The organism is Sulfitobacter delicatus, from assembly GCF_900102535.1.
Classification (GTDB): domain Bacteria; phylum Pseudomonadota; class Alphaproteobacteria; order Rhodobacterales; family Rhodobacteraceae; genus Sulfitobacter; species Sulfitobacter delicatus.
In genome coordinates this window covers 222,757-246,341 of sequence record NZ_FNBP01000003.1, presented here as the reverse complement: position 1 = coordinate 246,341, position 23,585 = coordinate 222,757, and the positions used below count along the sequence as shown (strand labels likewise).

General features: G+C 60.0%; 25 protein-coding genes and 2 tRNA genes. 23 read left to right on the top strand and 4 right to left on the bottom strand.

Annotation, left to right across the window (positions count from 1 at the left end; genetic code table 11):
• Positions 1–69 precede the first annotated feature (69 nt).
• Positions 70–1,116, bottom strand: a complete 1,047-nt coding sequence (locus tag BLS57_RS07570) for a hypothetical protein (RefSeq protein WP_093740809.1) — start codon at positions 1,114–1,116, stop codon at positions 70–72.
• 361 nt (positions 1,117–1,477) lie between these two features.
• On the opposite strand from BLS57_RS07570, the gene BLS57_RS20030 reads away from it, so the two are divergent.
• From BLS57_RS20030 to BLS57_RS20105, 3 genes are read left to right on the top strand one after another with little or no spacing between them, the layout of a single operon-like run.
• Positions 1,478–1,762, top strand: a complete 285-nt coding sequence (locus BLS57_RS20030) for an SDR family oxidoreductase (RefSeq protein WP_341868826.1) — start codon at positions 1,478–1,480, stop codon at positions 1,760–1,762.
• A 31-nt stretch (positions 1,763–1,793) separates the two neighbouring features.
• Positions 1,794–2,624: a restriction endonuclease gene (locus BLS57_RS07560; protein ID WP_208597532.1), complete on the top strand. Its 831-nt coding sequence runs from the start codon at positions 1,794–1,796 to the stop codon at positions 2,622–2,624.
• Positions 2,579–2,797 (top strand): hypothetical protein, encoded by a 219-nt coding sequence (locus tag BLS57_RS20105; protein WP_425274336.1) that lies wholly within the window; start codon positions 2,579–2,581, stop codon positions 2,795–2,797. Before BLS57_RS07560 ends, BLS57_RS20105 begins: the two co-directional genes overlap by 46 nt.
• A gap of 635 nt (positions 2,798–3,432) precedes the next feature.
• Here BLS57_RS20105 and BLS57_RS07555 read toward each other — a convergent pair.
• Positions 3,433–3,522 (bottom strand) — tRNA-Ser (locus BLS57_RS07555).
• Between the two features lie 250 nt (positions 3,523–3,772).
• Here BLS57_RS07555 and BLS57_RS07550 point away from each other — a divergent pair.
• Genes BLS57_RS07550 through BLS57_RS07520 form a run of 7 tightly spaced genes read left to right on the top strand, consistent with a single transcriptional unit; the run spans position 3,773 to position 10,271 of the window.
• A complete protein-coding gene (locus tag BLS57_RS07550; RefSeq protein WP_244153624.1) occupies positions 3,773–4,639 on the top strand; it encodes an SPOR domain-containing protein in 867 nt (288 codons plus the stop codon).
• Between the two features lie 23 nt (positions 4,640–4,662).
• Entirely contained in the window at positions 4,663–5,856 is a 1,194-nt protein-coding gene (locus BLS57_RS07545) for a D-alanyl-D-alanine carboxypeptidase family protein (RefSeq protein WP_093740805.1), read from the top strand.
• The gene (gene tmk / locus BLS57_RS07540; RefSeq protein ID WP_093740803.1) at positions 5,853–6,497 is read left to right on the top strand and encodes a dTMP kinase; all 645 of its coding nucleotides are present in this window, start codon (positions 5,853–5,855) and stop codon (positions 6,495–6,497) included. The genes BLS57_RS07545 and tmk overlap by 4 nt, the downstream gene beginning before the upstream one ends.
• Before the next feature lie 53 nt (positions 6,498–6,550).
• Positions 6,551–7,666, top strand: a complete 1,116-nt coding sequence (locus tag BLS57_RS07535; RefSeq protein WP_093740801.1) for a DNA polymerase III subunit delta' — start codon at positions 6,551–6,553, stop codon at positions 7,664–7,666.
• 13 nt (positions 7,667–7,679) lie between these two features.
• Positions 7,680–8,486 carry a TatD family hydrolase gene (locus BLS57_RS07530; RefSeq protein ID WP_093740799.1) on the top strand — a complete coding sequence of 269 codons (807 nt, stop codon included), beginning with the start codon at positions 7,680–7,682 and terminating at the stop codon, positions 8,484–8,486.
• Positions 8,486–9,295: an MBL fold metallo-hydrolase gene (locus BLS57_RS07525; RefSeq protein WP_093740797.1), complete on the top strand. Its 810-nt coding sequence runs from the start codon at positions 8,486–8,488 to the stop codon at positions 9,293–9,295. The genes BLS57_RS07530 and BLS57_RS07525 overlap by 1 nt, the downstream gene beginning before the upstream one ends.
• Positions 9,296–9,341: 46 nt before the next feature.
• The gene (locus tag BLS57_RS07520; RefSeq protein WP_093740795.1) at positions 9,342–10,271 is read left to right on the top strand and encodes an AEC family transporter; all 930 of its coding nucleotides are present in this window, start codon (positions 9,342–9,344) and stop codon (positions 10,269–10,271) included.
• Between the two features lie 56 nt (positions 10,272–10,327).
• Here the strand turns inward: BLS57_RS07520 and BLS57_RS07515 are convergent.
• A tRNA-Leu gene (locus tag BLS57_RS07515) sits at positions 10,328–10,412 on the bottom strand.
• A gap of 135 nt (positions 10,413–10,547) precedes the next feature.
• On the opposite strand from BLS57_RS07515, the gene BLS57_RS07510 reads away from it, so the two are divergent.
• Positions 10,548–11,069 (top strand): Hint domain-containing protein, encoded by a 522-nt coding sequence (locus BLS57_RS07510; protein ID WP_093740793.1) that lies wholly within the window; start codon positions 10,548–10,550, stop codon positions 11,067–11,069.
• On the opposite strand, the gene BLS57_RS07505 is transcribed toward BLS57_RS07510, so the two are convergent.
• A complete protein-coding gene (locus BLS57_RS07505; RefSeq protein WP_093740791.1) occupies positions 11,066–11,920 on the bottom strand; it encodes an NAD(P)H-hydrate dehydratase in 855 nt (284 codons plus the stop codon). The genes BLS57_RS07510 and BLS57_RS07505 overlap by 4 nt on opposite strands.
• Positions 11,921–12,130: 210 nt before the next feature.
• On the opposite strand from BLS57_RS07505, the gene BLS57_RS07500 reads away from it, so the two are divergent.
• The 12 genes from BLS57_RS07500 to ligD all read left to right on the top strand — a co-directional run bounded on the left by BLS57_RS07500 (position 12,131) and on the right by ligD (position 23,584).
• Positions 12,131–12,469, top strand: coding sequence for a P-II family nitrogen regulator (locus tag BLS57_RS07500; RefSeq protein WP_067266338.1), 339 nt, complete (start codon positions 12,131–12,133; stop codon positions 12,467–12,469).
• Positions 12,470–12,519: 50 nt separating this feature from the next.
• A complete protein-coding gene (gene glnA, locus BLS57_RS07495) occupies positions 12,520–13,926 on the top strand; it encodes a type I glutamate--ammonia ligase (RefSeq protein ID WP_093740789.1) in 1,407 nt (468 codons plus the stop codon).
• A gap of 145 nt (positions 13,927–14,071) precedes the next feature.
• Positions 14,072–14,668 (top strand): exopolysaccharide biosynthesis protein, encoded by a 597-nt coding sequence (locus BLS57_RS07490; RefSeq protein WP_093740787.1) that lies wholly within the window; start codon positions 14,072–14,074, stop codon positions 14,666–14,668.
• A 121-nt stretch (positions 14,669–14,789) separates the two neighbouring features.
• Complete coding sequence (locus BLS57_RS07485) at positions 14,790–15,026, top strand: hypothetical protein (protein ID WP_093740785.1); 237 nt, start codon at positions 14,790–14,792, stop codon at positions 15,024–15,026.
• A 110-nt stretch (positions 15,027–15,136) separates the two neighbouring features.
• Positions 15,137–15,937 (top strand): lytic murein transglycosylase, encoded by an 801-nt coding sequence (locus BLS57_RS07480; RefSeq protein WP_093740783.1) that lies wholly within the window; start codon positions 15,137–15,139, stop codon positions 15,935–15,937.
• A 256-nt stretch (positions 15,938–16,193) separates the two neighbouring features.
• Positions 16,194–16,622 (top strand): glyoxalase superfamily protein, encoded by a 429-nt coding sequence (locus BLS57_RS07475; RefSeq protein WP_093740781.1) that lies wholly within the window; start codon positions 16,194–16,196, stop codon positions 16,620–16,622.
• 327 nt (positions 16,623–16,949) lie between these two features.
• Positions 16,950–17,570, top strand: a complete 621-nt coding sequence (locus BLS57_RS07470) for a hypothetical protein (RefSeq protein WP_093740779.1) — start codon at positions 16,950–16,952, stop codon at positions 17,568–17,570.
• On the top strand, positions 17,567–17,977 hold the full coding sequence (locus BLS57_RS07465; protein WP_425274335.1) for a phage holin family protein: 411 nt from the start codon (positions 17,567–17,569) through the stop codon (positions 17,975–17,977). The genes BLS57_RS07470 and BLS57_RS07465 overlap by 4 nt, the downstream gene beginning before the upstream one ends.
• Positions 17,967–19,244 carry a DUF3618 domain-containing protein gene (locus tag BLS57_RS07460; RefSeq protein WP_093740777.1) on the top strand — a complete coding sequence of 426 codons (1,278 nt, stop codon included), beginning with the start codon at positions 17,967–17,969 and terminating at the stop codon, positions 19,242–19,244. The genes BLS57_RS07465 and BLS57_RS07460 overlap by 11 nt, the downstream gene beginning before the upstream one ends.
• Positions 19,245–19,314: 70 nt before the next feature.
• Complete coding sequence (locus tag BLS57_RS07455; RefSeq protein WP_093740775.1) at positions 19,315–20,259, top strand: YihY/virulence factor BrkB family protein; 945 nt, start codon at positions 19,315–19,317, stop codon at positions 20,257–20,259.
• Between the two features lie 17 nt (positions 20,260–20,276).
• Positions 20,277–21,113, top strand: coding sequence for a non-homologous end joining protein Ku (ku, locus tag BLS57_RS07450; protein WP_093740773.1), 837 nt, complete (start codon positions 20,277–20,279; stop codon positions 21,111–21,113).
• A complete protein-coding gene (gene ligD, locus BLS57_RS07445; RefSeq protein WP_093740771.1) occupies positions 21,113–23,584 on the top strand; it encodes a DNA ligase D in 2,472 nt (823 codons plus the stop codon). The genes ku and ligD overlap by 1 nt, the downstream gene beginning before the upstream one ends.
• Position 23,585: the final 1 nt, after the last annotated feature.

The following is a 23,585-nucleotide window of genomic DNA, read 5'->3' as shown; positions in this document are numbered from 1 at the left end:
GGCGGCAGTCTCCTACTGCCCGTTAATACAACTTAGCCTGGCTCCACTCGCAATGCCGCCAAATTTAGTTCATCCTTCAGACTTAGAGATGTCCAGACCTTTGACCAGCAACTCCAAACCGCACGAACCGAAATTAGCGGTGTCGCTGAACAAGATAAAACCACCTTCTGTGTTTGGCTCGGAAATGATGGTGCAAAGATTCGAACCGCCCCGCCAGTTCTTAACCTGAGGAATGCCCATGCGAAGCGTATTCTCTTCATGGCTCAGATTGAATTTCACATCTGTTGTATAGGTTTTACCCATCCCTAGTTCAAAGGTCGCCTTCATCTCGACCATGCTCTCATCCGCCCGAACCATTTCCACAGTAGCAGGTGCGCGAATGCCGCCGTACGTCAGTTCCAACTCTGGAGCTTTGTCCATGCTAAACAGGCTCATGAGCATCGCGTCGGCCTTGTCGCGCTCAGCGATACGAGTAGCTTCAACCTTTTTCTCATAAAGGCGACGCTCCTCTTCTGCCTTAGCGGCAGCCTTGGCTTTAGCTTCTTTCTGTTTGCGCTCTAAATCACGCGCCAAAGCATCCTGTTCGGCCTTCCGTTCCATTTCTGCCAGCTTTAGCTCTTGTGCTGTTTCAAGCGCCTCATCACGCTGCTTCAAAAAAGCTTCAAGCTTGTCAGTTCCGGCTTGCATGACAATGGTATTGCCGCTGCGGAAGCTATTCATGGGGCGGCCACCGGGCATTTGTACATCCTCGATATTCACCCGAACCTCCCAACCGTTTTCTTCATAAGCGCCCAGAACATTACCTATCACTGGAATTCTGTCGCCCGTATCGAGAACCTTTTGAACCACAACGTAACCGTCGCCGCCGTCGACTTTGGCAAACATTTCGCGCATTGAAGAGACCTCAGCTTCAAAAGCCGTAAAGTAATGCGCCGTCAAACCTTCGCGCGTGAGGTCCTCACCCATTTTCTCTACTTTATTCACTGCAGAAGTGGGCATGCCTAGCTGCCGCGCAAGTTCGACAGTGAAGTCAGGTGCCTCATTGGGGTTTGCCAGCACCGGGGCAGCCAAAGTCATCGCAAGGAAACTGGAAACAAGAGCTTTTGTAATGCGCATATGTATCGTCTTTCTTAGGTTCATAATATTGTTTTTGGGATATTTGCCGTCTGATGAACTTCGAGAATAAGAGCTACACTTTGACCATTTCAAGTGATGAATCATGACCTTATTAAGGCAACCGCAGTAGAACGTCGGCCTCAAACCGCTTGACATATGGGCCTTCGCACTGGCACTCCTAGCCCCTTCGCCAGCGTTAGCGGAAATAACATAAAGCAGTTCCAGTCAAGTGAACGTCATCCATGCGCAACGGCCCATCAAGGAACTCGTCAAAGCGGTTCGGTCACGGCACATGGATACTCAGGTGGGACATTAATACTCACCACTTTCAGGGAAGGAATGCCCTGGCTGACCACACCGAATTGAAAGCAGCAGGCCAAGCATATTTTATCGCTCGCCCCACTTTCAGCACTGCCGACGACGGCACCGTTCAAATACATGCGGACGATCCAAACACGCTTGGGAGGATGAAGAAGGTCGTGAGGAAATGCTCAAGCTCATCCCCTATGGCCGGATCGGCGAGACCGAAGACATCGCCCGCGCTGCCGTCTGGCTCGCCTCTGATACGTCGGACTATGTGATTGGCACAACGCTCTTCGTGGATGGCGGTATGATGCTCTACCCCTCCTTCCGTGAGGGGGGCTGATGGCCGCGCGTGGACCGTTTGGGGTGTCCACATGGCTCACCATGTCAGCGACCGTCCCGTAGAAAATGGCTACGTCGCAATCGGCTGGCCAAAGATGGGTGATATAACCAAACTCGCCCCCACTCGTGACGCGTTCAAAGAAGCGCTGGCTCTGGCCTATCCTGACAAGAAGAAAGGCGCGATACCCATCGATGCCGGTTCTATGTTCAAATTCCTACATGAGATCAAGGCTGGTGATATTTTTGTGTATCCGCCCAAAGCGGACCGCATGGTAAACATTGGACGTTTCAAAGGAAATACCCAGCATCACGCAGGTGATCCAGACGACTATCCTACGCGCCAGCTTGTCGAATGGCTGGGCCACTTCCCCCGCGATGGATTTAGTCAAAGCGCGCTGAATGAGATTGGCTCATTTCTCACCATGTTCCGCGTCAAACGGCACGCACTCGAATTTATAGGCAAAGTTGACCCAACCGTCGAAGCCCCCTCGCCTAGCACTTTAGCGGACCAAGATACCGCAGAGGACGCCACAGACGACGACACAGCTACCGTTGCTGTCTCAGTGCAAGCTGAGGCCAATTCTACTGATTTCGTCATTAAGCGCCTTATGACGCAGCTCACGGGCCATCAATTCGAGGACTTCATGGCGCACTTGTTGGAGTGCATGGGCTACACCGCCCGCGTTACACCAAAGAGCGGCGATGGTGGCGTGGACGTTATCGCCCATATGGACCCACTCGGCTTCCAACCCCCTATCGTCAAGTACAATGCAAACGAACTACAGGGCAAACGCCGCGCTCAGATGTCGACCAACTCTTGGGGACGCTTGGGGACGGTGAATACGGCTTGTTCGTCAATTTAGGTTCATTCGCACGCGGCGCTGTAGAGTTGGAGCGCAACCGAGCCAAACTGAGGCTTATCAATGGTGAGCAATTTGTAGAGCTAATTTTCGAACACTACGCCCAGCTAGCACCGCGTTACCGCTCTATGATACCGCTCAAACAGATATTTGTCCCAGACCTACCCCAAGAGTAGCGCGCCCATGCAACCGCTTGTTTTACGCGCCTACATCCGCCCACTGCCAGAGTATCTTCCCCGCACCCGTGCGATGGAGGAAACGATAGGTGTGGGGGCTGGGTTCGATGGTGCTTGGTATCGTTCGCAAAAAGAGCATTGGTTGGGATGGCTGTCCGAATACAGTGGACCGTGCGCGTATGGCAGGTCTGAAAAGGCAAAGCGTTCGGCAGAATATGCCTACAACCATATCCAATGCGCCCCATGCTTTTTGGCTAGCTGAGGCGCTGGATGCAAAAGAGCGTTGCTTAGCGGCTGGCATTGAAGCTGTCTTGGACGTCCCCCAAAAAGGCGCGCGCCAATGTGTAGCTCAGCGGCGCTGCATCCCCTGGACTGTGATAGAGAACGCTTTGGGTAACTGGCAGTACAATCGAATTGACCGATGCAACATCAAACTTGCCCGCCTTATTAGATAGGGGGGAACTGAACACTTAGAGCATCTAGCGTTGAGACCGCAGAGTTTCGCCAAAGTGATGAGCTGTCAGAACAAACAACAAAAGTCAGATATGCCAATTCAGACTGGGGGACGAATTGTGGGACGCCCAGCCTCAACGCCCCTATAAGAGCCTGATAAATATAAATTATAGCGAATAAGCTGGCGGAGGAGGTGGGATTCGAACCCACGGTACGCTCTCACGCACGCCGGTTTTCAAGACCGGTGCATTCGACCACTCTGCCACTCCTCCGCAGCCCGCCCCTCCTAGAACGCTCCGTTTGATTCGGCAAATGCACATTTGGCCTACGCGCCGCGCAACCCGGGTTTGGGGAAATTTGCCGATCCTCTCTGCGCGCTCTTTGCAAAGACAGCAGGAGCGGGTTACTGTGCGCCAAAGCCCCTTGCAGAGGGGCGAATGAGGCGTGCCGAACCAACGGCGCGCCATTCTCGCGGGAACGGGTCGCGGCTGCGCGACGACAGCAGGCAAGGACAGCATGGGCATGAGCAGGGACAATCAACCGTTGCGCTTCAACAAGAGCCGCGCAGCGCTAATGGGTGTGAGTATTCTGGCAATGGGCGCTTTGGCGGGCTGCGAGAACGGCGATTTCAGCCTTCCTTTCGGTGCGAAAGACAGCGCCGCCGCACCGCGCAGCACTTCGACCAAACTGGTAGAACGCGATGTGGAAGCGCCAGAGATTTTCTCGGCCACCGACCAAGGGCTTTGGGACGGGCGTCCGTCGCTCGGCGGGGTCTGGGTCGCGCATCCGGATGTGACCGAGCCTGAGCGCGTCATCGTGCGCAATGAGGCCAATGGCAAATTCGTAATCGGCGCATTGTTCCGGCGCGAGCGGGAACTGCCCGGACCGAAGCTGCAGATCTCATCCGATGCAGCCGCTGCGTTGGGGATCCTGGCCGGTGCGCCGACGCCTTTGAACGTGACGGCCTTGCGTCGCGAGGAAGCCGCAGCACCTGAAACCGCGGAGGCAGAGATGCCAACAGGTGAGGTAGATACGCTCGACGCCCCTGCCCCGATCACAGCCACAGCGCTTGAGCCTGTTGCCCCGGCAAGCACGGCCCCGGTTGCGAAACCAACCGCCCCCACAGCACCGAAACCTGCGCGGCCGGCGGCGAACCTTGCCAAACCCTATGTGCAGCTTGGCATCTTCAGCGTGGAGGCCAACGCCAACCGCACCGCCAAACAGATGCGCAGCGCAGGCATGGTGCCGACGGTCAAGCGCAGCGAGATTAACAACAAACCCTTCTGGCGCGTGGTTATCGGCCCCGCCACCAGCAAATCCGAGCTCGACGCCCTGCTGAAATCGGTCAAAGCCGAGGGCTTTACTGACGCCTACGCCGTGTCGAACTGATCAAACCGGAGGAAATACTTCCCATGATCCGCCTCTTTGCCGCCGCTCTGGCCTTGGTGCTGACCCTTCAGCCTGCCGCCGCTTTCGACACCCGCGCCACTGCGGCCTATGTGCTCGACCAAACCACTGGCACCGTGCTGCTGGCCAAGAACGCGGACGAGCCGTTGCCGCCAGCGTCGATGTCCAAGCTGATGACGCTCTACATGGCGTTTGAGGCTGTGGAGCGCGGCAAACAGAATGGCGGGCTCGATCTGGTCGAAGAACTGCCGGTCTCGCAACATGCGATGTCCTATGGCGGCTCGACGATGTTCCTCGACACCACGGATCGGGTTTCGGTCGAAGACCTCATCCGCGGCATTATCGTGCTGTCGGGCAATGACGCCTCTGCCGTGATTGCCGAGGCGCTGAGCCCAGATGGCACGGAATACGGTTTCGCTCGGCTGATGACGCAGCGCGCGCAGCAGATGGGGATGACCAATTCCACCTTCGCCAATTCTAACGGTTGGCCCGCCGCCGGGCATCTGATGTCGGTGCGTGATTTGGGCCTTCTGGCCAACCGCATCATCACCGACTTTCCGCAGTTCTACCCGCTTTTTGCCGAACGCGAGTTCGCCTTTGACGGGCGCGCGCCGCAGAACAAGACCAACCGCAATCCGCTTTTGGGCCTTGGCATCGGCGCGGATGGTCTGAAAACAGGGCATACCGCCGAAGCAGGCTATGGTCTTGTGGGTTCTGCCAAACAAGGCGACCGCCGGGTGATCTTCGTACTTTCCGGCCTCGACAGTGCGGCCACCCGCGCGCAGGAAGCTGAATCCGTGGTGAACTGGGCCTTCCGCCAGTTCACGCAGCGCGAGCTGGGCAAGGCTGGGACGCAGATCGCTGAAGCGCCAGTCGCCCTTGGCACGACACAGAGCGTGGGGCTTGAGCTGAAAGACAATCTGGAGATGCTGGTGCCTGTCACGGGTGGCAACGAAGTTCAGGCCGAAGTGATCTACACCGGGCCCTTCCAAGCGCCGATCAACAAGGGCGATGAATTGGCCGAGCTTGTGGTCGACCGTGGCGACCTCCCTGCCCTCCGGGTGCCGCTGGTGGCGTCTGCCTCCGTCGCACCGGGCGGTTTTATGGTTAAAATGACAGCAGCGGCGATGCACCTGATGAACCGGCTGAACGCCGGCCCTCAGGCCGAGGCACCGGCGCCTGAGGCAGAAGCTTCGTGAACACTGACGGGAAGCCGGGCCAACAAGGCCTGTTTATTACTTTCGAAGGCATCGACGGATCGGGCAAATCCACACAGGCGCGGTTGCTGGCAGACCATCTGACAGCGCAGGGCCACGACGTAGTATTGACCCGCGAACCCGGTGGCAGCCCCGGCGCCGAGGAAATCCGCGCATTGGTATTGCAGGGCGACCCGGACCGCTGGTCGGCACAAACCGAAATCCTGCTTTTCACCGCCGCGCGTCGGGATCATCTGGAGCGCACCATTCGCCCGGCGCTAGAGGCAGGCAAAGTGGTGATCTGCGACCGGTTTGCCGACAGCACGCGGATGTATCAGGGCCTCTCGCGTGGGGACCTGCGGCAGATGGTAGACGACCTGCACAGCCTGATGATCGGGGTGGAGCCGGATCTGACGATCCTGATCGACATGGACCCGGTCAATGGTCTTGAACGCGCCCTGTCACGTCAGACGGTGGAAGAACGGTTCGAGGATTTCGGGGTCGAATTGCAAGCCAAGATGCGCGCAGGTTTTCTGAGCCTTGCCGAAGAATTCAGCGATCGGTTTCGCGTGCTTGACGGAGGCCGCGCCATTGACGCTGTGGCCCATGATGTGGCCGAGACCGTCGCCGCCCATCTAGGCTGATCTTCCCCGCCCAACCGCCTTCCCTCTGCGGTGAAACATGCTAGACCGATGCCATGACAGATGACGCCCCCCAACCCGACCGCGTAGACGGCGCGTGCCACCCCCGCGACACGCCAAAGCTGATCGGCCAAGGTGCGGCGGAGGCGGCCTTTCTTGACGCGTTTAACAGTGGCAAACTGCACCATGCGTGGATGTTGACCGGGCCGCGCGGCGTGGGCAAAGCGACGCTGGCATGGCGCATTGCGCGGTTTCTGCTGGCCACACCGGATCCAGACGGTGGCGGGATGTTTGACATGCCCAAGGCCGAGACGCTCGACATCGATCCCGAGCATCCCGTGGCCCGCCGCGTGGCAGCAGGGGCCGAGGCGGGGCTGAAATCCGTGACCCGGACGATCAACCCCGACACCAAGCGGATGCGCAAACAGATCGTGGTGGACGACATCCGCGCCCTGAATGGCTTTTTCCAAATGTCAGCGGCAGATGGCGGGCGGCGTGTGGTCATAATCGACGACGCGGATGAGATGAACCCCAATGCCGCCAACGCGCTGCTCAAAATGCTCGAAGAACCGCCCGAGCGGGCCATTCTGCTGCTGCTCAGCCACCAGCCTTCGAGCCTTTTGCCCACCATCCGCTCGCGCTGTCGCACCCTGCGGCTTGGCACGCTGGACGCGGAGCAAATGGCCGAGGCACTGGCAGGCTCCGGGGTTGAGGTCGAAGGCGATCCGGCGGCGCTTGCAGAGCTTTCCGGCGGCTCAGTTGGCGGGGCTCTGCGGCTGTCGCTGATGGGCGGGGTCCGCACCTATGCCGATCTGGTGAGCCTGCTGTCCTCGCTGCCGCAGATGGACCGGGGCCGCGCCATCAAACTGGCCGAAGCCGCCGCCCAGCGTGGCGGCGAGGCCAAGCTTGATCTGCTCTTTACCCTTCTCGACCTGCTGCTGGTCCGTCTGGCGCGCACCGGGGCCACCGGCGCGCCGCCCGCGCAAGCCGCCTGCCCTGATGAGATCGCCGTGCTGCAACGCCTCTCCCCCAGCCCCGCGCAGGGCCGCGCTTGGGCCGACGCGGCACAGCAGATTTCCGAGCGCGCCCGCCACGGGCTGGCGGTGAACCTTGACCCTGCCGCATTGGTCCTAGATACCCTGCGGCAAATAGGCCAGACGGCGCCAAGATAGCCGAAAGGACAGCATGACCGACACGCCCCACATCACCGACAGCCATTGCCACCTCGATTTCGAGAGCCTTGCCGCTGACCTGCCCGGCGTCATCGCCCGCGCCGCTGAGGCGGGCGTCACGCGCATGGTCACGATCTGCACCCGGTTAAAGAACGAGCCGAGCGTCCGTGGCATTGCCGAGGCGCATGACCCGGTGTTCTACGCCGCTGGCACCCACCCGATGTCCGCCGCTGAAGAGCCGCTCACTTCGGTCGATGAACTCCTTGCCTTGACCCAGCATCCCAAGATGGTCGGGATCGGCGAGACGGGGCTGGATTACCACTACACCGCCGAGAGCGCCGAGGTGCAAAAGACCTCCCTGCGCATTCATATCGCGGCGGCGCGTGAAAGCGGCTTGCCCCTCATTATCCACGCTCGCGACGCGGATGATGACATGGCCCGCATCCTGCGCGAGGAACATGCGCAAGGGGCCTATAGCTGCGTCATGCATTGCTTTTCCTCCTCCGCCGAACTGGCCCGTGCCGCGCTCGATCTGGGGTTTTACCTGTCGATGTCCGGCATCACCGCCTTCCCCAAGTCGCAAGCGCTGCGCGACATTTTCGCCGCCGCGCCGCTGGACCGCATCCTTGTGGAAACCGACGCCCCCTACCTCGCCCCGCCGCCCCATCGCGGCAAGCCGAATGAGCCTGCCTTCACCGCCCATACCGCCCGCCGCGCGGCTGAGACCTTTGGCCTCGACTACGCGGACTTTGCGGCGCAAACACAGGCAAATTTCGAGCGGCTGTTCAGCAAGGCCGCGAACTGGCAGGGCAACAGCTAATGGCCGAAATGCGCGTCACCATATTGGGGAGCGGCTCCTCGGGCGGCGTGCCACGGATCGGCGGCCACTGGGGCGCTTGCGATCCCAATGAGCCGAAAAACCACCGCCGCCGCTGCTCGATCCTCGTCGAGCGGGTGAGTGAGGCAGGCACCACCACTGTGCTGATCGACACCTCCCCCGACATGCGCAGCCAGCTGCTAGACGCGGGCGTGGGGCGGCTCGACGCCGTGATCTATACCCATTCCCACGCCGACCACGTTCATGGGCTGGACGATCTGCGCATGGTTGTTATCAACATGCGCGCGCGCCTGCCCGTATGGGCCGACGCCGCCACCCGAGACGCGTTGTTCGAGCGCTTTGGCTACGCCTTTATCCAGCCGTCTTGGTCCAGCTATCCGCCAATCCTCGACATGCATGAGATCACTGGCGATGTGACGATTGACGGCCCCGGCGGCGCGATCAGCTTCGCGCCTTTCACCGTCGCTCATGGCAATATCGACGCGCTTGGCTTTCGGTTCAACGACGTGGTCTATCTGCCGGACGTTTCCGAAATTCCGCAGGAAAGCTGGCCGATGATGGAGGGGTTGCGCTGCTGGATCGTCGACGCCCTACGCCGCGATCCGCATCCGACCCACAGCCACCTCGCGCAGACCTTGGAATGGATCGACCGCGTCACCCCCGAGACCGCTGTGCTGACCAATATGCACAACGACCTTGATTACCACACCGTCGCCGCGGAGACGCCGGCGCATATTCAACCGGCCTATGACGGCCTGATACTGCATTTTCCGCTTCCGCATTCTGATTAGGCGATCGGGCCTTGGGCCTGACGCATCCTTTTAAGGCCATATCCCCGTGCAAACCTTGCTAGACGTCATCCTGCCCGTTTTCCTTGTCATCGGTTTTGGATATGTCGCCGTTTGGCGCGGGCTGTTTCCGATGTCGGGCATCGACGGGGTGATGAAGTTCACCCAGAACTTCGCGATCCCCTGTCTGTTGTTCCAAGCCATCGCCCGGATCGACCTGTCCAGCAGCTATGACCCGCGTCTGCTGTTCAGCTTCTATGCTGGCGCTGGCCTGTGTTTCGTGCTGGGCATCCTTGGCGCACGACTGCTGTTTCGCCGCGATTGGGAGGACAGCGTGACTATCGGATTCTGCTGCCTGTTCTCCAATTCGATCTTGCTTGGCCTGCCGATCACCGAACGCGCTTATGGCACAGAAGCGCTGGCGGGTAACTTTGCCATCGTGTCCTTCCATGCGCCATTTTGCTACGGCTTGGGCATCACGGTCATGGAGTTCGTGCGCAATCGCGGCCAATCCGGCCTGTCGCTGCTGCGCAATGTGAGCCGGGCGATGTTCCGCAACGCGCTGGTGCTGGCAATCCTCGGGGGATTTGCGGTGAACCTGAGCGGCCTGCCGATCCCCGGTGTGGTGGATGACGCCCTGTCCCTCATCGTCCGCGCCGCCCTGCCTGCCGCGCTTTTCGCGCTTGGCGGGGTGTTGATCCAATATAAGCCCGAAGGCGATATGAAGGCGATCCTGATGGTCTGCGCCATCGCGCTCCTAGTGCATCCCGCGCTGGTCTGGACCTTCGGCGCTGCCCTCAGCCTGCCGCAGGCCGGGTTGCGCTCTGGCGTGCTGACAGCGGCCATGGCACCGGGGTTCAACGCCTATATCTTTGCCAATATGTACGGCCGCGCCCGTCGGGTGGCCGCCAGTTCGGTGCTGATTGCCACGGGGGCGTCTATCTTGACGGTCTGGCTGTGGTTGACGGTTCTGGGGTGATAGGACTTTCCCCAGAAAGCCCCAACAACACGTTTAATTTCCAAGTAAAATCAAAGTGGTGCGGGTGAAGGGACTCGAACCCCCACGCCTCGCGGCGCCAGAACCTAAATCTGGTGCGTCTACCAATTCCGCCACACCCGCACTGTGCCCCTCAGGACACTGGCGCTGATTAGCAAACCCCGCGGGGAGATGCGAGAGCAAAAAACGCAGGACATTAACTCAATCTTCGCATAAGCTTCTTCATACCTGAGGCAGGTACAACAGAAAGAGACGCCCATGAAACCGAATACGGTCGGGCGCGTAGGCGGCAAAGATCGCCATGCGGGCCAGTTTTCCCATTACGCCGCGCTGGACACCGGTTTGGTTCAGGGTGCGCTTATCCTGACGCTTGACGGTGAAATGCCGGTCGAATTCCTATCGGTTGGTGACAAGCTCATCACCCGTGACAGTGGCATTGCCAAAATCAAACATCTGCAACGCAGCACCCGCAAGGTGCGGCGCATCGCGCTGGCGGCGGGCTCACTGGGCCACACGCGGCCCGAACGTGACGCCACACTGGCGGGCGACCAGATGGTGCTGATCCGTGATTGGCGGGCACGGGCCTTGTTCCACACCGAGCGTGCCCTCGTTGCCGCCCGGACGCTGGTAGATGGCGAATTCATCACCGATCTAGGCGAGGTCGAGACGACGCTCGTACAAATCTTCTGCGACGGGCCGCATATCCTTTATGCGGATGGCTTGGAGCTTGGCACTGCCGACGCAGCCCGCGCCCGTGGCACGGTGCTACACGCCGCTTAAACGCCCAGCTCTCGCAGCACCTGCGGCAGCATCTCGGGTAGGTCTTCGGCGATCAGGCCGGGGCCATGCTGACGTGCGGCCTCGGCATGAAGAAAGGTTGCAAGCGCCGCAGCCTGCATCGGCGCGATACCCCGGGCGAGCAGACCGGTGATAAAACCTGACAAGACATCCCCTGCCCCCGCTGTCGCCAACCATGGTGTCGCGCGGTCTTCGGTGGCTCGGTGACGTCTAACCTCACCGTCCGGCGCCGCGATGACCGTCTCTGGCCCCTTGAGCAGCACCACAGCCCCCAGACGCGCAGCCGCCGCTTTGGCCGCTTCCGCCTTTGCGTCAGGTCGATCCTCCTTAGCTATCTCTGCGAGATCTGGCGCGAGACGGGCAAATTCGCCGCCGTGGGGCGTGAGCACGCAACCTGTGTGCAGCTTGGCTCGCAGGCTGTCATCGTTTGCGATCAGCGTAAGTGCATCGGCATCGAGCAGCACCCGGTCTGCGGCAAGAGCGGCGCCGACCAATTCCGCTCCGCGATCTGTTACACCAAGGCCCGGCCCCAAGCAGACGGCAGAAAGGCGATCATCTTCCAGCAATTTAGAAAGCGCCGCGCCGTCTTCGACCCGTCGCAACATCACGGCCGTTACCTGCATGGCCACTTCAAGCTGCGCGGAAGGCGGCACCCCCAAGGTCACCGCCCCGGTCCCGATCCGCAGCGCGCCACGGGCAGCCATTCTTGCCGCCCCAGTGCGCCCTGCGCCGCCTGTTAGAACCAGCGCATGACCGTGATCGTATTTATGCCCCTGACCCTTGCGCAGAAGGGTTAGATCAAGGCTGTCTTGGGTGATCTCAAATATATCCATATGCCTGAATTAATAATGTTCTGACAAAGGTACAGCCTTACCGCGATTCACAATTGCTCATTTTTTACGCAGCCTGCTCAAAATCGCATCACCCCTTGGCAAATACTGCGGGCGCCCCATCTTTCCCCCTGCCCGGCGCTGGACGTAAGCCGGGGCGGATGAGATGACCTCATCAAAGCTCAATTGCGCGCGTAACGTCAGGGGAAGACCATGAAAAAGATCGAAGCCATCATCAAGCCTTTCAAATTGGACGAGGTGAAAGAGGCGCTGCAGGACGTAGGGGTTCAAGGCCTTAGCGTTATCGAAGTTAAAGGTTTCGGTCGCCAGAAGGGCCACACCGAACTTTATCGCGGTGCTGAATATGTCGTTGATTTCCTGCCCAAGGTGAAAGTCGAAGTGGTGCTGGATGATGACCAGGTCGATGCCGCTATCGAGGCGATTGTCGACGCGGCCAAGACCGAGAAAATTGGCGACGGTAAAATTTTCGTCTCCCCCGTAGAGCAAACAATCCGCATCCGTACTGGTGAATCCGGCTCAGATGCGCTGTAATATCGGTGCTAACGGCCCGATCAAAGACACTACCCAAAAAGGACCAAGAGATGGATAATCAGGAATTCCTGAGCAAAATCAAGGATGAAGGCATCGAATATGTCGACATCCGCTTTACCGATACACGCGGCGCTTTGCAGCACGTGACGATTGTGGCCGATCTGGTCGACGAAGATTTCCTCGAAGAAGGCTTCATGTTCGACGGTTCTTCCATCGCCGGCTGGAAGAGCATCGAAGCCTCCGACATGAAGCTGATGCCCGACGTCAGCACCGCCTATGTTGACCCCTTTTATGCCGAAACCACGATCTGCGTGCACTGCTCCATTGTTGAGCCCGACACCGGTGAGAAGTACGAGCGCGACCCGCGCGGCACGGCTGAAAAGGCCGAGGCTTACCTGAAGTCCAGCGGCATCGGCGATCAGGCGTTCTTTGGCCCCGAGGCCGAGTTCTTCCTCTTTGACGATGTAAAATTCACGAACAAAGTTAACAAGGTATCCTACGAAGTTGATGCGTCGGACGGTTCCTGGAACACCGACACTGAATACGAGATGGGCAACATGGGCCACCGACCCGGCATGAAGGGCGGCTACTTCCCGGTGAACCCCGTGGACGAAGCGCAGGACCTGCGGGCCGAGATGCTCTCCACCATGAAGCGGCTCGATATGAAGGTCGACAAGCACCACCACGAGGTTGCTTCCTGCCAGCACGAGCTGGGTCTGATCTTCTCGAGCCTGACCAAACAGGCCGACGAGCAGCAGAAGTACAAATACGTCGTGCATAACGTCGCGCATGCCTATGGCAAAACCGCGACCTTCATGCCCAAGCCGATCTACGGCGACAACGGGTCCGGCATGCACGTCAACATGTCGATCTGGAAAGATGGCAAGCCGCTCTTCGCGGGCGACAAATACGCCGATCTGAGCCAAGAAGCTCTGTATTTCATCGGTGGTATCCTGAAGCACGCCAAGTCGCTGAACGCTTTCACCAACCCGACGACTAACAGCTACAAGCGTCTGGTGCCCGGCTTTGAAGCCCCCGTTCTGCGCGCCTATTCCGCGCGCAACCGCTCGGGCTGTGTGCGTATCCCGTGGACAGAGAGCCCCAAGGCCAAGCGCGTCGAGGCCCGTTTCCCCGATCCGGCGGCCAACCCCTATCTGGCGTTCTCTGCCCTGTTGATGGCCGGCCTTGACGGCATCAAGAACAAGATCGATCCCGGCGAGGCGATGGACAAGAACCTCTATGACCTTCCGGCGGAAGAGCTTGAGAACATCCCAACCGTTGCTGGCTCCCTGCGCGAAGCGCTGGACGAACTGGCGGGCGACATGGACTATCTGCTGGCAGGTGACGTCTTTACCCGTGACCAAATCGAAGGCTACATCGCGCTGAAGATGGAAGAGGTGATCAAGTTCGAAACCACGCCTCACCCTGTCGAATTCGGCATGTACTACAGCTGCTGATCCCCAGCCCCTGCGGGCAAGAGATTACAACTGATTGGAAGGGCGTAGCATTGGCTGCGCCCTTCTTCGTTTTAGTTGGCCATCGACCTTGGAATATGCGGAACGGAGCGGTCGCAACGGCGTTAGCTCTGCGGGAGTATACCGCATGAGTGAAGAACAAGGCGCGCTGACGGAGGTCATCGAGGAATTGGAAGAGGCCTCGGAGGGCGGCGACCGGGTGAAGGTCGGCCAGTTGATCGACGCTTTGGACGAGCGCGGCTATGGCCCGGCGCTTGCGGTGCTGCCCCTTACAGAACTAACGCCCATTGGCGGGGTACCGGGTTACCCGACCCTGCTCGCCCTCACGGTTGCGACGATCGTACTGCGGCTTTTGCTGGGCTATGAACATTTCTGGCTTCCAGAATGGTTGCGGCGGCGCAAATTGAAGTCCGATCACGTGATCAAAGCCGTGGAATGGCTCAAACCGGTCACCCACTGGATCGACGGCAAACTGCACAAACGTCTTTCAGCGGTGGCCGGAAAGACAGGTCAACGCATTGCCTGTTTTGTGATTCTTGGCATCCTCCTGCTGGTCCCGCCCTTGGAGTTCGTGCCCTTTGCCACCTCTGGTCCGATGATTGCGGTTTCAATCTTTGGCCTTGCCCTGCTCTATCGCGACGGGTTGCTGATGCTGCTGGGTTTTGCTGGCGCGGCCTTTGCCGTTTGGTTTGGCATCTCAATGTATTTCGGCGGCATTGCCTGACAGTTTGCCCGCTTCGGTCTTAAAATTCACGCTTACGCCCCGGCAACGCCACAGAGCGGCCACAAATTCCCGCCACGGATAGTGGTGAGGCATTCTCAGTAGCAGAACCGGACCGCAGCACATGGCAATATCCACGACGACATTCGAAGAACGGTTGAACCGGATTGAAACGCGTGCGGCAAAAGCTGACAAGGCGCACCGGCGTCGCCGTCGCGCCCAGCCCCGGCCCGGCAGACTGATCGGCTTTGTTGCCGCGGGCATGTTGATCGGCGGCACTGCCTTTGCCTGGGACGGGACGACGCCCCCCTATGAGTGGGCCCTGCCCAGCTTGGAATGGGCGATGGCCCTACTGCGCTGATCCGGGCAATGCTCCTGCATAATTTTTTTGCACTCCGGCCTTAACACCATTTGAACCTTTGCCCCCGCGGGCTAACCTCTTCGCGGTACAGCAACGCAGAGGGTCATATTATGCTCAAGACATTCTTCACCACCACTGCGGCCATCTGCGCTTTTGCAGCAGGGCCAGCACTCGCCGCGCAATGCGGCAACAATGCCAATGGTTTCGACCAGTGGAAAAACGCCTTTGCGCAAGAGGCGCGTGCCGCGGGCGTAGGCCAGCGCGGATTGGATGCCCTCGCGAACGCGCGCTATGCCAATGGCACGATTGCGGCGGACCGCAATCAGAAGTCGTTCAAATATTCCCTGTCGAAGTTCATGCAGGTCCGTGGTGCCGATACGATTGTCGCCCAAGGCCGCAAGCGCAAGGCGCGCAACGCGGGCTTCTACCAGTCGCTGGAACAGCGCTACGGCGTGCCTGCGGGTATCCTCTTGGCGATCCACGGGATGGAGACGGGTTTTGGCGGCTTTATGGGCAACAGCGCTGTCGTCTCGGCAATTACGACACTCGCTTATGACTGCCGCCGCTCGGATTTCTTTGTGCCCCACGCCATCGGTGCACTGAAGCTGGTTGATCGCGGGGCGATCACACCCAACACCAAAGGCGCGAAACATGGCGAGCTGGGCCACACCCAATTCCTGCCGGGCAACGCGTTGCGCTACGGTGTGGATGGCAACGGCGACGGCCGTGTCGACTTCTATAGCGAAGCTGATGCGATGGCCTCGACCGCCAACTTCCTGCGCCAAAAGGGCTGGCAGCCCGGTGCCGGATATCAAGAAGGTCAGCCGAACTTCCGCGTGATCCAGCAGTGGAACGCGGCAGGCGTGTATCAAAAAGCCATCGCGATCATGGCGTCGCGCATCGACGGCTAATTCCTCAAAAGCACCTGCGCGCGCCGGGCAACTGGCGCGCGCTTTCCGACCAAGGGACAGGAATGTCACAGTTTTGCAGTCGCCCTGCCCTTGGTCTTGTCGCCCTGACCCACGCATCCTATTTGCTTGAACAAGGGTCAGGCCCCTGCCGTCCGCATTTGGTGAAGTCCTGAATTTTATCCAACACCCCCCTTATTCTCGTGGTGTGTCGGGCAACGCGGACCCCCATCGCCGGAACGAGAGCAGGAGTGTTGATATGACTACCCCCCTCCCATCCCGTGACGCGCTGAAAGCGCAGGCCAAACGTTTGCGCGCCGATATGGCCGCACGCGGTCAAACCCTGAGCCATTCCGAAGCGCTGGAAACAATCGCCCATCAATGGGGTGCGCGTGACTGGAATACGCTGGTGGCGCGCAGCGGCAATGCGCATCCCGGCTTCACCCCCGGACAGGCTGTGACCGGACGCTATCTCGGCCATGCCTTTAGCGGTGTGGTCAAAGCGGCGCGGCTGGCCTCGAACGGCTATTGGTCGCTGACCCTGCGGTTCGATGATCCGATCGATGTCGTGACCTCGGACATGTTCAGCAGCTTCCGCAGGCAGGTTAATACCACCCTGTCACCTGCCGGTATCTCGCCGCAGAAGACCTCGGACGGGCAGCCGCATATGGTCCTTGATCCGAACTGAACCAAGACGTCACCAGCAGCCACGCCGCTGCTGGTGACCCGCTCCATTCTTCCCACATTTTGACAGCGCGCCCGGTCTGACGCTCCGTGATCGTCACCGTACGCCTGTGTCACAGGCCATAAAGCGCGTAAAACGCGCTCTGCTTTGAGTTCCATCCATTCTTTTACCCTCCCTCCGGAACCGCCTGCACGGTCAGTCGTTGGGCCGTAGACAAAGTCATTGTTGAATTTGAACGGAGGGACCCATGCACGGAATTTTTTACCTCATCGGCCTGATCGTGGTCGTTCTCGCGATCCTCAATCTCGTCTTTTGAAAAAGGAGGTTATCATGCCTGACAACACCACCACCCCCAACACGCAGAGCGGCTCAGTGAAACAGCAAGCCGGTGCTGCCAAGGACAAGGCAACAGCCGCAGCAAGCAGCGCCGCCGAGACCGCCAAGACGCAGGCCCGCGATATCGCGGATACCGTGTCGAACGAAGCCACCAACTATGCCTATCAGGCGCGCGACACCGCCGCTGACGAAGTAAAAGGCGTGGCATCCGCCCTGCGCACTGCAGCAGACGAGCTGCGCAGCGGCTCGCCACAAGAGCGCAGCTTCAGCCAGCTTGCCGATGGCCTTGCCGATGTATCGGATTCGATGCGCGACAAGGACTTGGGCGAAATGGTTGATGACCTGAACGGCTTTGCCAAGCGCAATCCGATGGTCTTCCTCGGCGGCGCCGCGCTGCTGGGCTTTGTGGCCACCCGCTTTGCCAAAGCCTCTACTGACAGCCCCCGCGGCGGCTATGCTGGCAGCGGTTCGGGCGTCGAATATGACGACGACGACCGTATGGACCGCCCGATGACCGGCACGAGCCCACGCCCTGCGTCGAACGCGCCGAGCACCGTACCCAGCCGCGCTACAGCCACCCCTGCTTCCCCTAGCGTTGTAACGGGAGAAAAATGATGAGCACTGAGCATAACGAAACCAACAAATCCGCCGGGAGCCTGCTGACCGAAGCACTCTCCCACGTGAGTTCGCTGATGCGCAAAGAGGTCGATCTGGCCCGCGCCGAAGTGAACGAAAACCTGAAACACGCTGGTGTCGCCGTGGGCATGATCGTCGGGGCCGTTGTGGTTGCCCTGACCGCCCTGAACGTGCTTAGCGCCGCGCTGGTCGCTGCACTGACCGAAGCTGGCATCGCTGCCGGTTGGTCCGCTGTGATCGTCGGCGTTCTGCTCGCGATCGTGGCCTACGTCATGGCCAACAAAGGCACCAACGATTTGAAACTCAGCAGCCTTGCGCCTAGCCGCACTGCGAAAAACGTCAAGCGCGACGCGCAGACCATGAAGGAGGTTTACGATGACAAATGACTCCAGAAACCCTGAAGAGATCGAACGCGAAATCGAACGCGAACGCGCGGGCCTCGCCAATACGCTCGATGACCTTCAGGACCGTTTTTCGGTCGAAGGCATTGCGCGCCAGTTCTCGGACCAGTTCCGCGAGCATGGTGGCGACTGGGGCCGGTCGATCTCGGATGCGGCCAAGCGCAACCCGGTTGCTCTGGCCCTGACAGGCGCCGGTCTGGCGTGGATGATGTTTGGCAGCGGCAACAGCCGTACCAGCACCCGCCACTACGAAGGGCTGGACCGTGAGCGCGCTCACCCTGCCCCGGTGCCGGTAACCAATGCAGATGACCGCCCGGCTATGCGTAACGCCCGTCGTTCCAATGCCCCGGCAAGCGCCTATGCTTCCAGCTACGGCACCGAGCGCACAGCACAGGACCGTCTGCCCGCATGGGCACGTGATGTGCATCATGACGAAGATGACGATGGTCGCAGCATGGGTGACCGTGCACGCTCTGCCGCGAGCGGTGTCAAAGGCGCCGCAGGGTCGGCTGCCGGTGGTGTAAAAGGCGCTGCGGGTTCTGCTGCCAGCGGTGTCAAAGGGGCCGCTGGCTCTGCTGCAGATCGCGCCCGTTCTGCCGGTTCTTCCGTTGCAGGCGGTGCACGCTACACCCGTGACCGTGTCTCCGCTGGCGGTCGCTCCGCTGTGGACAGCATCCGTCACACCGCAAGCCGCGCTGCAGGCAGTGTGCGCGATGGTGCAAACGCTGCAACTGAACGTGCACATGCGCTGCGCCAGCGTCTGTCGGAAGGCACTGAAAGCATGAGCGCCGAAGCCCGCGAGCGGATCGTTATGGCCCGCGCCAAGGCAATGGACGCATGGAACGCCTCTGGCCGCTACGCCAGCCAAGGTCGTGACCGTGCGGCGGATATGTTCGAAGAGCATCCGCTGGTCGCCGGTGCACTGGCTCTGGCCGTTGGTGCCGCCATTGGCGCTGCCCTGCCGCGCAGCCGGACCGAAGATGCCTACCTCGGCGAGCACAGCGATGCGCTCTTTGACGAAGCCGAACGCATCTACGCCGAAGAGCGCGACAAGCTCGGTAAGGTGGCGCAGGCTGCGAAAGACGAAGCCGGCAAAGTTCTGAAGGAAACCAAAGAACAAGCCGATGCTGCGTCTGACGAAGAAACCGCTGCGGATGCTGCCATGAAGAAGGCGAAAGAGAGCGGTCAACGCGTGGCCGATGCGGCCAAGAGCGAAGCCGACAAGCAAAAAGTGGGCGACGTCAAAAGCTGACGCCCCTCAGGCCCGCCCTTTACCGGGGCGGGCCATTCATTTTGAATATCTAAGAATTCAGAGGTTACATATGGCGCGCGGACGTGGAGCGGAAACGCCGATGGAGATCCCCAGCAAGGGCTGGAAGGATATTCTATTCCGGGTAAAGGACGAGATCGCCGCCGATCACGTCTCTCTGGTCGCCGCTGGGGTGGCCTTTTATGCGCTTCTGGCGATCTTCCCCGCCGTTACGGCGCTGATGGCTCTGGCCGGTCTGGTCATGGAGCCCGCGCAGGTAACCGAACAACTCGACGCCCTCACCGACCTTATCCCCGAGGAAGCCGCGACGATTATTCTCGACCAAGCGGTCGCTGTGACCGGTTCCGAAGAGACGGGCCTTGGGTGGGCATTCCTGATTGGTCTGGGCCTTGCGCTCTACTCCGCCTCAAAGGGTGTCGGCAGCCTGATGGAAGGTCTGAACGTCGCCTATGACGAAGACGAAACCCGCGGCTTTGTGAAAAAGCTGGCTTGGACGCTTGGCCTCACCCTTATGCTGATCGGCGTTCTGCTGCTCGGCATGGCCGCCACCCTCGCCGTCCCCGCCATTGTCAGCTTCTTTTCACTGCCCGGTTGGATCGAAACGCTGCTCAGCTACGGAAGCTGGGCCCTACTCGCGGTTCTGACCGTTCTCGCGCTCGCTGTGCTTTACCGCTACGGCCCCGCCCGCGACAACGCCGAATGGAAATGGCTCACCCCCGGCTCTGTCATCGCCTGTATCCTGTGGATCGCAGCCTCGATCGGCTTTTCAATCTATGTCAGCAACTTCGGCAGCTACAATGAAAGCTTTGGCAGCATGGCAGGGGCAATCATACTGCTCATGTGGCTGTGGATTTCGGCCTTCATCGTGCTGTTGGGCGCCGAGTTCAATTCCGAGATGGAAGCCCAGACCCGCGACGACACAACCGTCGGCCCGGACGAGCCCATGGGCCAGCGGGACGCCGTGAAGGCGGATAAGCTAGGTCGGGCAAAAGATTGATTTAAAGGAGATTTCTCATGGCAGCGCGTGCTCTTTGGAAAGGTCAGCTTCGCCTGTCGCTGGTCTCGATCCCGGTCGAGATATTCTCGGCCACCAAGACAAGTTCCAAGGTCTCTTTCCGGCAAATCCACAAACCGTCTGGCAAGCGCATCCGATATGAAAAATCTGTTCCGGGCATCGGCCCGGTAAAGACCGAAGACATCGTGAAAGGCTATGAGGTCAGCAGTGACGAATATATCCTGCTGGACCCCGAAGAGATTGATGAGATCAAACTGGAGACGAAAAAGACCTTCGAACTGGTCCAGTTCGTCGACGCTTGCGAGATTTCGCCCCTCTATTTCGACAAACCATATTACATCACCGCCTCGGACGATTTGGCCCAAGACGCCTACCGCGTGGTGCGCGATGCTCTGCGTTCGGCGGGCAAAGTCGGGCTGGGTCAAGTGACCATGCGCGGCAAAGAATACCTCGCCTGCGTCAAACCCTGCGGTGACGGGCTGTTGATGGAGACCCTACATTACGCCGATGAGCTGCGCGAAGCGGATGAGATCTTTACGGATATCGAGGATGACGAGACCGACAAGGAATTGCTGGACGTCGCAACCTCTCTGATTGATCGCAAAACCGCTCCCTTCGACGCCAGCGCCTATAGCGACAAATACGCCGAAGCGATGCAAAAACTGCTTGATGCTAAGGTGAAGAACAAAAAGACCCCGCGTGTGCAGACCGGCGATGACGGTCCCGCCGAAGGGGAGAATGTCATCGACCTGATGAGCGCGCTGAAGGAAAGCCTAAAAGAAGCAAAGGGCAGCAAGCCCGCGAAAAAGAAAGCGCCGCGTAAGAAGGCGTCGTAATGGCAAAGAACCCCGACAGGCTAGCCAGCTACAACGCCAAACGCGACTTTGACCAGACAGAGGAGCCGCGGGGGGCGCGCGGCTCAGGCGCGGGGTATAGTTTTGTCGTCCAGAAACACGCGGCCTCGCGGTTACACTATGATTTCCGGCTAGAATGGGACGGCGTGCTGCTGAGTTGGGCCGTCACGAAAGGCCCCTCTCCTGCGCCTTCGGAAAAACGCCTTGCCGTGCGGACGGAGGATCACCCGCTGGACTACGGCGGCTTTGAAGGCACGATCCCCAAAGGCCAATATGGCGGCGGCACCGTGATGCTTTGGGACCGCGGCACTTGGATGCCGCAAGGGGACGTCGAAAAGGGGCTGAAGGACGGCAAGCTCAAGTTCACCTTGCAGGGCCACCAGATGCAGGGCGGTTGGACGCTGGTGCGCATGCGCGGTCAGGGCAAGCGCGAAAACTGGCTCTTGATCAAAGAGCGCGACGACTATGCGAGGGACAAAGCCGACGGGCTGACCAAAGGCACCGCGCGTTCCATCGACAGCGGTCGCACGATGGAGGAGATCGCCGAGGGCGCCCCTGCGCAGGCGGTGCCGGATACAAGCCCGAAACGCAGCCGCAAAGCGCCCGCTTTCGTCAAACCGCAGTTGGCAAAGCTGGTCAGCGACGCGCCCGAGGGTGACGGTTGGATGCACGAGACCAAGTTCGACGGCTATCGATGTTTGGTCTCCCTCGGCAAAGGCGGGGTCCGGCTCTTTACGAGGTCGGGCAAGGACTGGACGGAGAAGTTCGCCGGGCTGGCCGGGGCCTTCGATGCCCTGCCCTGTGACGCGGCGCTGCTGGATGGCGAGGTCATGGCCGCACGGGTCGACGGCTCGTCTTTCTCCTCACTGCAGAAAGCACTGAAGGAAGGGCATCCGCTGGTTTTCTTCGCATTCGACCTACTGTCGCTCGACGGTGAGGACTTTCGTGACACCCCGCAGGAGGAACGCCGCGAACGGCTGGCATCTTTGCTGTCAGGTGTACCCAAAGGCGGCGCATTGCGGTTGAGCGAGCATGTGGTGGGCCACGGGCCTGAAGTGTTCAAACGCGCCTGCGAAGCCGGGGCCGAAGGCATAATCAGCAAACGCATCGACGCGCCCTACCGCGGGCGGCGCAGCAAAAACTGGCTCAAAGCCAAATGCACGCGGCGGCAAGAGTTCGTCATCATTGGCTATTCGCCCTCGGACAAGAAAGGCCGACCGTTCGCTTCTCTGCTTCTGGGCAGCCATGTCGGCGGTGAGTTGCGCTACAAAGGCCGTGTCGGCACCGGGTTTTCTGCAGATACCATGACCGAACTGGCTGCCGCGATGACGGCCCGCAAGACCCCGCCCGTGAAGGACGTGCCATCCGATGTGGCGCGCGATGCCAAATGGGTCCGCGCCGATCTGGTGGCAGAGGTCGATTTCACCGAATTCACCGCAGATGGCATTATCCGCCACGGCAGTTTTCTAGGGCTGCGGCAGGACAAGGATGCGGCGAGCGTGACGCTGGAAGAGCCGCAGGACGATCCGCAGGAGGAAACCGATATGGGCAGTGACGCTAAAATCGGCGGGGTCAAGATCAGCAACGCCGACCGCAAAGTCTTTCCCGATGCCGGCTGTACCAAGGGCGACGTGGCACGGCATTACGAGCGGGTCGGAGACCGGATGATTGCATTGATGGGCCAGCGCCCCATGTCGCTTTTCCGCTGTCCGTCGGGGATCGACGGGCAATGTTTTTTCCAGAAACATGACAGCGGCGGGATGCCGGATGCCTTGTCGCGTGTAGCAATTGAGGAAAGCGACGGTGATGAAGCCGACTACCTCTATGCCACGCGGCCCGAGAGCCTGATTGCGGCAGCGCAGATGGGCAGTCTTGAGTATCATATCTGGGGCGCACGGGTGGATCGACTGGACCGGCCCGACCGGCTGGTCTTTGACCTCGACCCCGATGACGGGCTGGCGTGGAAGGATGTGCGCGCGGCCGCCTTTGAGGTGCGCGACGCTTTGGATGCGCTCGGTTTGCGCTCCGGTGCGATCGTGACCGGGGGCAAGGGCGTGCATGTCTGGCTCGCGTTGCGGCGCACGCGGGGTTGGGACACGCTCAAGCTGTTCTCCAAAACCTTTGCTCATGTGATGTCCACCCAACAGCCTGAGCGCTATACGGCGACCATGTCCAAGGCCAAACGAAAGGGCCGTGTCTTTATCGACTACCTGCGCAATGAGCGGGGGGCGACGGCGATTGCGCCCTACTCCTTGCGCGCGCGCGCCGGAGCGCCGGTGGCTGTGCCAGTGACTTGGGACGAGTTGGAAAAGCTTGATAGCGCCAATGGGTTTCACATGGCAGATATGGAAGCGCGCCTGAAAAAACCCTGCCCCGCATTGGCCGTACAGGAGGATCTGCAGTCGCTGACAGATGGGGTGATCGAGAAGTTGCAGGCGTGGTCCGAAGGATAAG

Excerpts from the sequence above, each read along its gene's own strand:
- BLS57_RS07530 (WP_093740799.1), top strand. The coding sequence starts at position 7,680 with ATGACCGACACGCCCCACATCACCGACAGCCATTGCCACCTCGATTTC.
- BLS57_RS07545 (WP_093740805.1), top strand. The coding sequence starts at position 4,663 with ATGATCCGCCTCTTTGCCGCCGCTCTGGCCTTGGTGCTGACCCTTCAG.
- ku (WP_093740773.1), top strand. The coding sequence starts at position 20,277 with ATGGCAGCGCGTGCTCTTTGGAAAGGTCAGCTTCGCCTGTCGCTGGTC.
- BLS57_RS07475 (WP_093740781.1), top strand. The coding sequence starts at position 16,194 with ATGACTACCCCCCTCCCATCCCGTGACGCGCTGAAAGCGCAGGCCAAA.
- BLS57_RS07535 (WP_093740801.1), top strand. The coding sequence starts at position 6,551 with ATGACAGATGACGCCCCCCAACCCGACCGCGTAGACGGCGCGTGCCAC.
- glnA (WP_093740789.1), top strand. The coding sequence starts at position 12,520 with ATGGATAATCAGGAATTCCTGAGCAAAATCAAGGATGAAGGCATCGAA.
- BLS57_RS07480 (WP_093740783.1), top strand. The coding sequence starts at position 15,137 with ATGCTCAAGACATTCTTCACCACCACTGCGGCCATCTGCGCTTTTGCA.
- BLS57_RS07550 (WP_244153624.1), top strand. The coding sequence starts at position 3,773 with ATGAGCAGGGACAATCAACCGTTGCGCTTCAACAAGAGCCGCGCAGCG.
- BLS57_RS07485 (WP_093740785.1), top strand. The coding sequence starts at position 14,790 with ATGGCAATATCCACGACGACATTCGAAGAACGGTTGAACCGGATTGAA.
- ligD (WP_093740771.1), top strand. The coding sequence starts at position 21,113 with ATGGCAAAGAACCCCGACAGGCTAGCCAGCTACAACGCCAAACGCGAC.
- BLS57_RS07510 (WP_093740793.1), top strand. The coding sequence starts at position 10,548 with ATGAAACCGAATACGGTCGGGCGCGTAGGCGGCAAAGATCGCCATGCG.
- BLS57_RS07500 (WP_067266338.1), top strand. The coding sequence starts at position 12,131 with ATGAAAAAGATCGAAGCCATCATCAAGCCTTTCAAATTGGACGAGGTG.
- BLS57_RS07525 (WP_093740797.1), top strand. The coding sequence starts at position 8,486 with ATGGCCGAAATGCGCGTCACCATATTGGGGAGCGGCTCCTCGGGCGGC.
- BLS57_RS07560 (WP_208597532.1), top strand. The coding sequence starts at position 1,794 with ATGGCTCACCATGTCAGCGACCGTCCCGTAGAAAATGGCTACGTCGCA.
- BLS57_RS07470 (WP_093740779.1), top strand. The coding sequence starts at position 16,950 with ATGCCTGACAACACCACCACCCCCAACACGCAGAGCGGCTCAGTGAAA.
- BLS57_RS07505 (WP_093740791.1), bottom strand. The coding sequence starts at position 11,920 with ATGGATATATTTGAGATCACCCAAGACAGCCTTGATCTAACCCTTCTG.
- BLS57_RS07460 (WP_093740777.1), top strand. The coding sequence starts at position 17,967 with ATGACAAATGACTCCAGAAACCCTGAAGAGATCGAACGCGAAATCGAA.
- BLS57_RS07490 (WP_093740787.1), top strand. The coding sequence starts at position 14,072 with ATGAGTGAAGAACAAGGCGCGCTGACGGAGGTCATCGAGGAATTGGAA.
- BLS57_RS07570 (WP_093740809.1), bottom strand. The coding sequence starts at position 1,116 with ATGCGCATTACAAAAGCTCTTGTTTCCAGTTTCCTTGCGATGACTTTG.
- BLS57_RS07465 (WP_425274335.1), top strand. The coding sequence starts at position 17,567 with ATGATGAGCACTGAGCATAACGAAACCAACAAATCCGCCGGGAGCCTG.
- BLS57_RS07455 (WP_093740775.1), top strand. The coding sequence starts at position 19,315 with ATGGCGCGCGGACGTGGAGCGGAAACGCCGATGGAGATCCCCAGCAAG.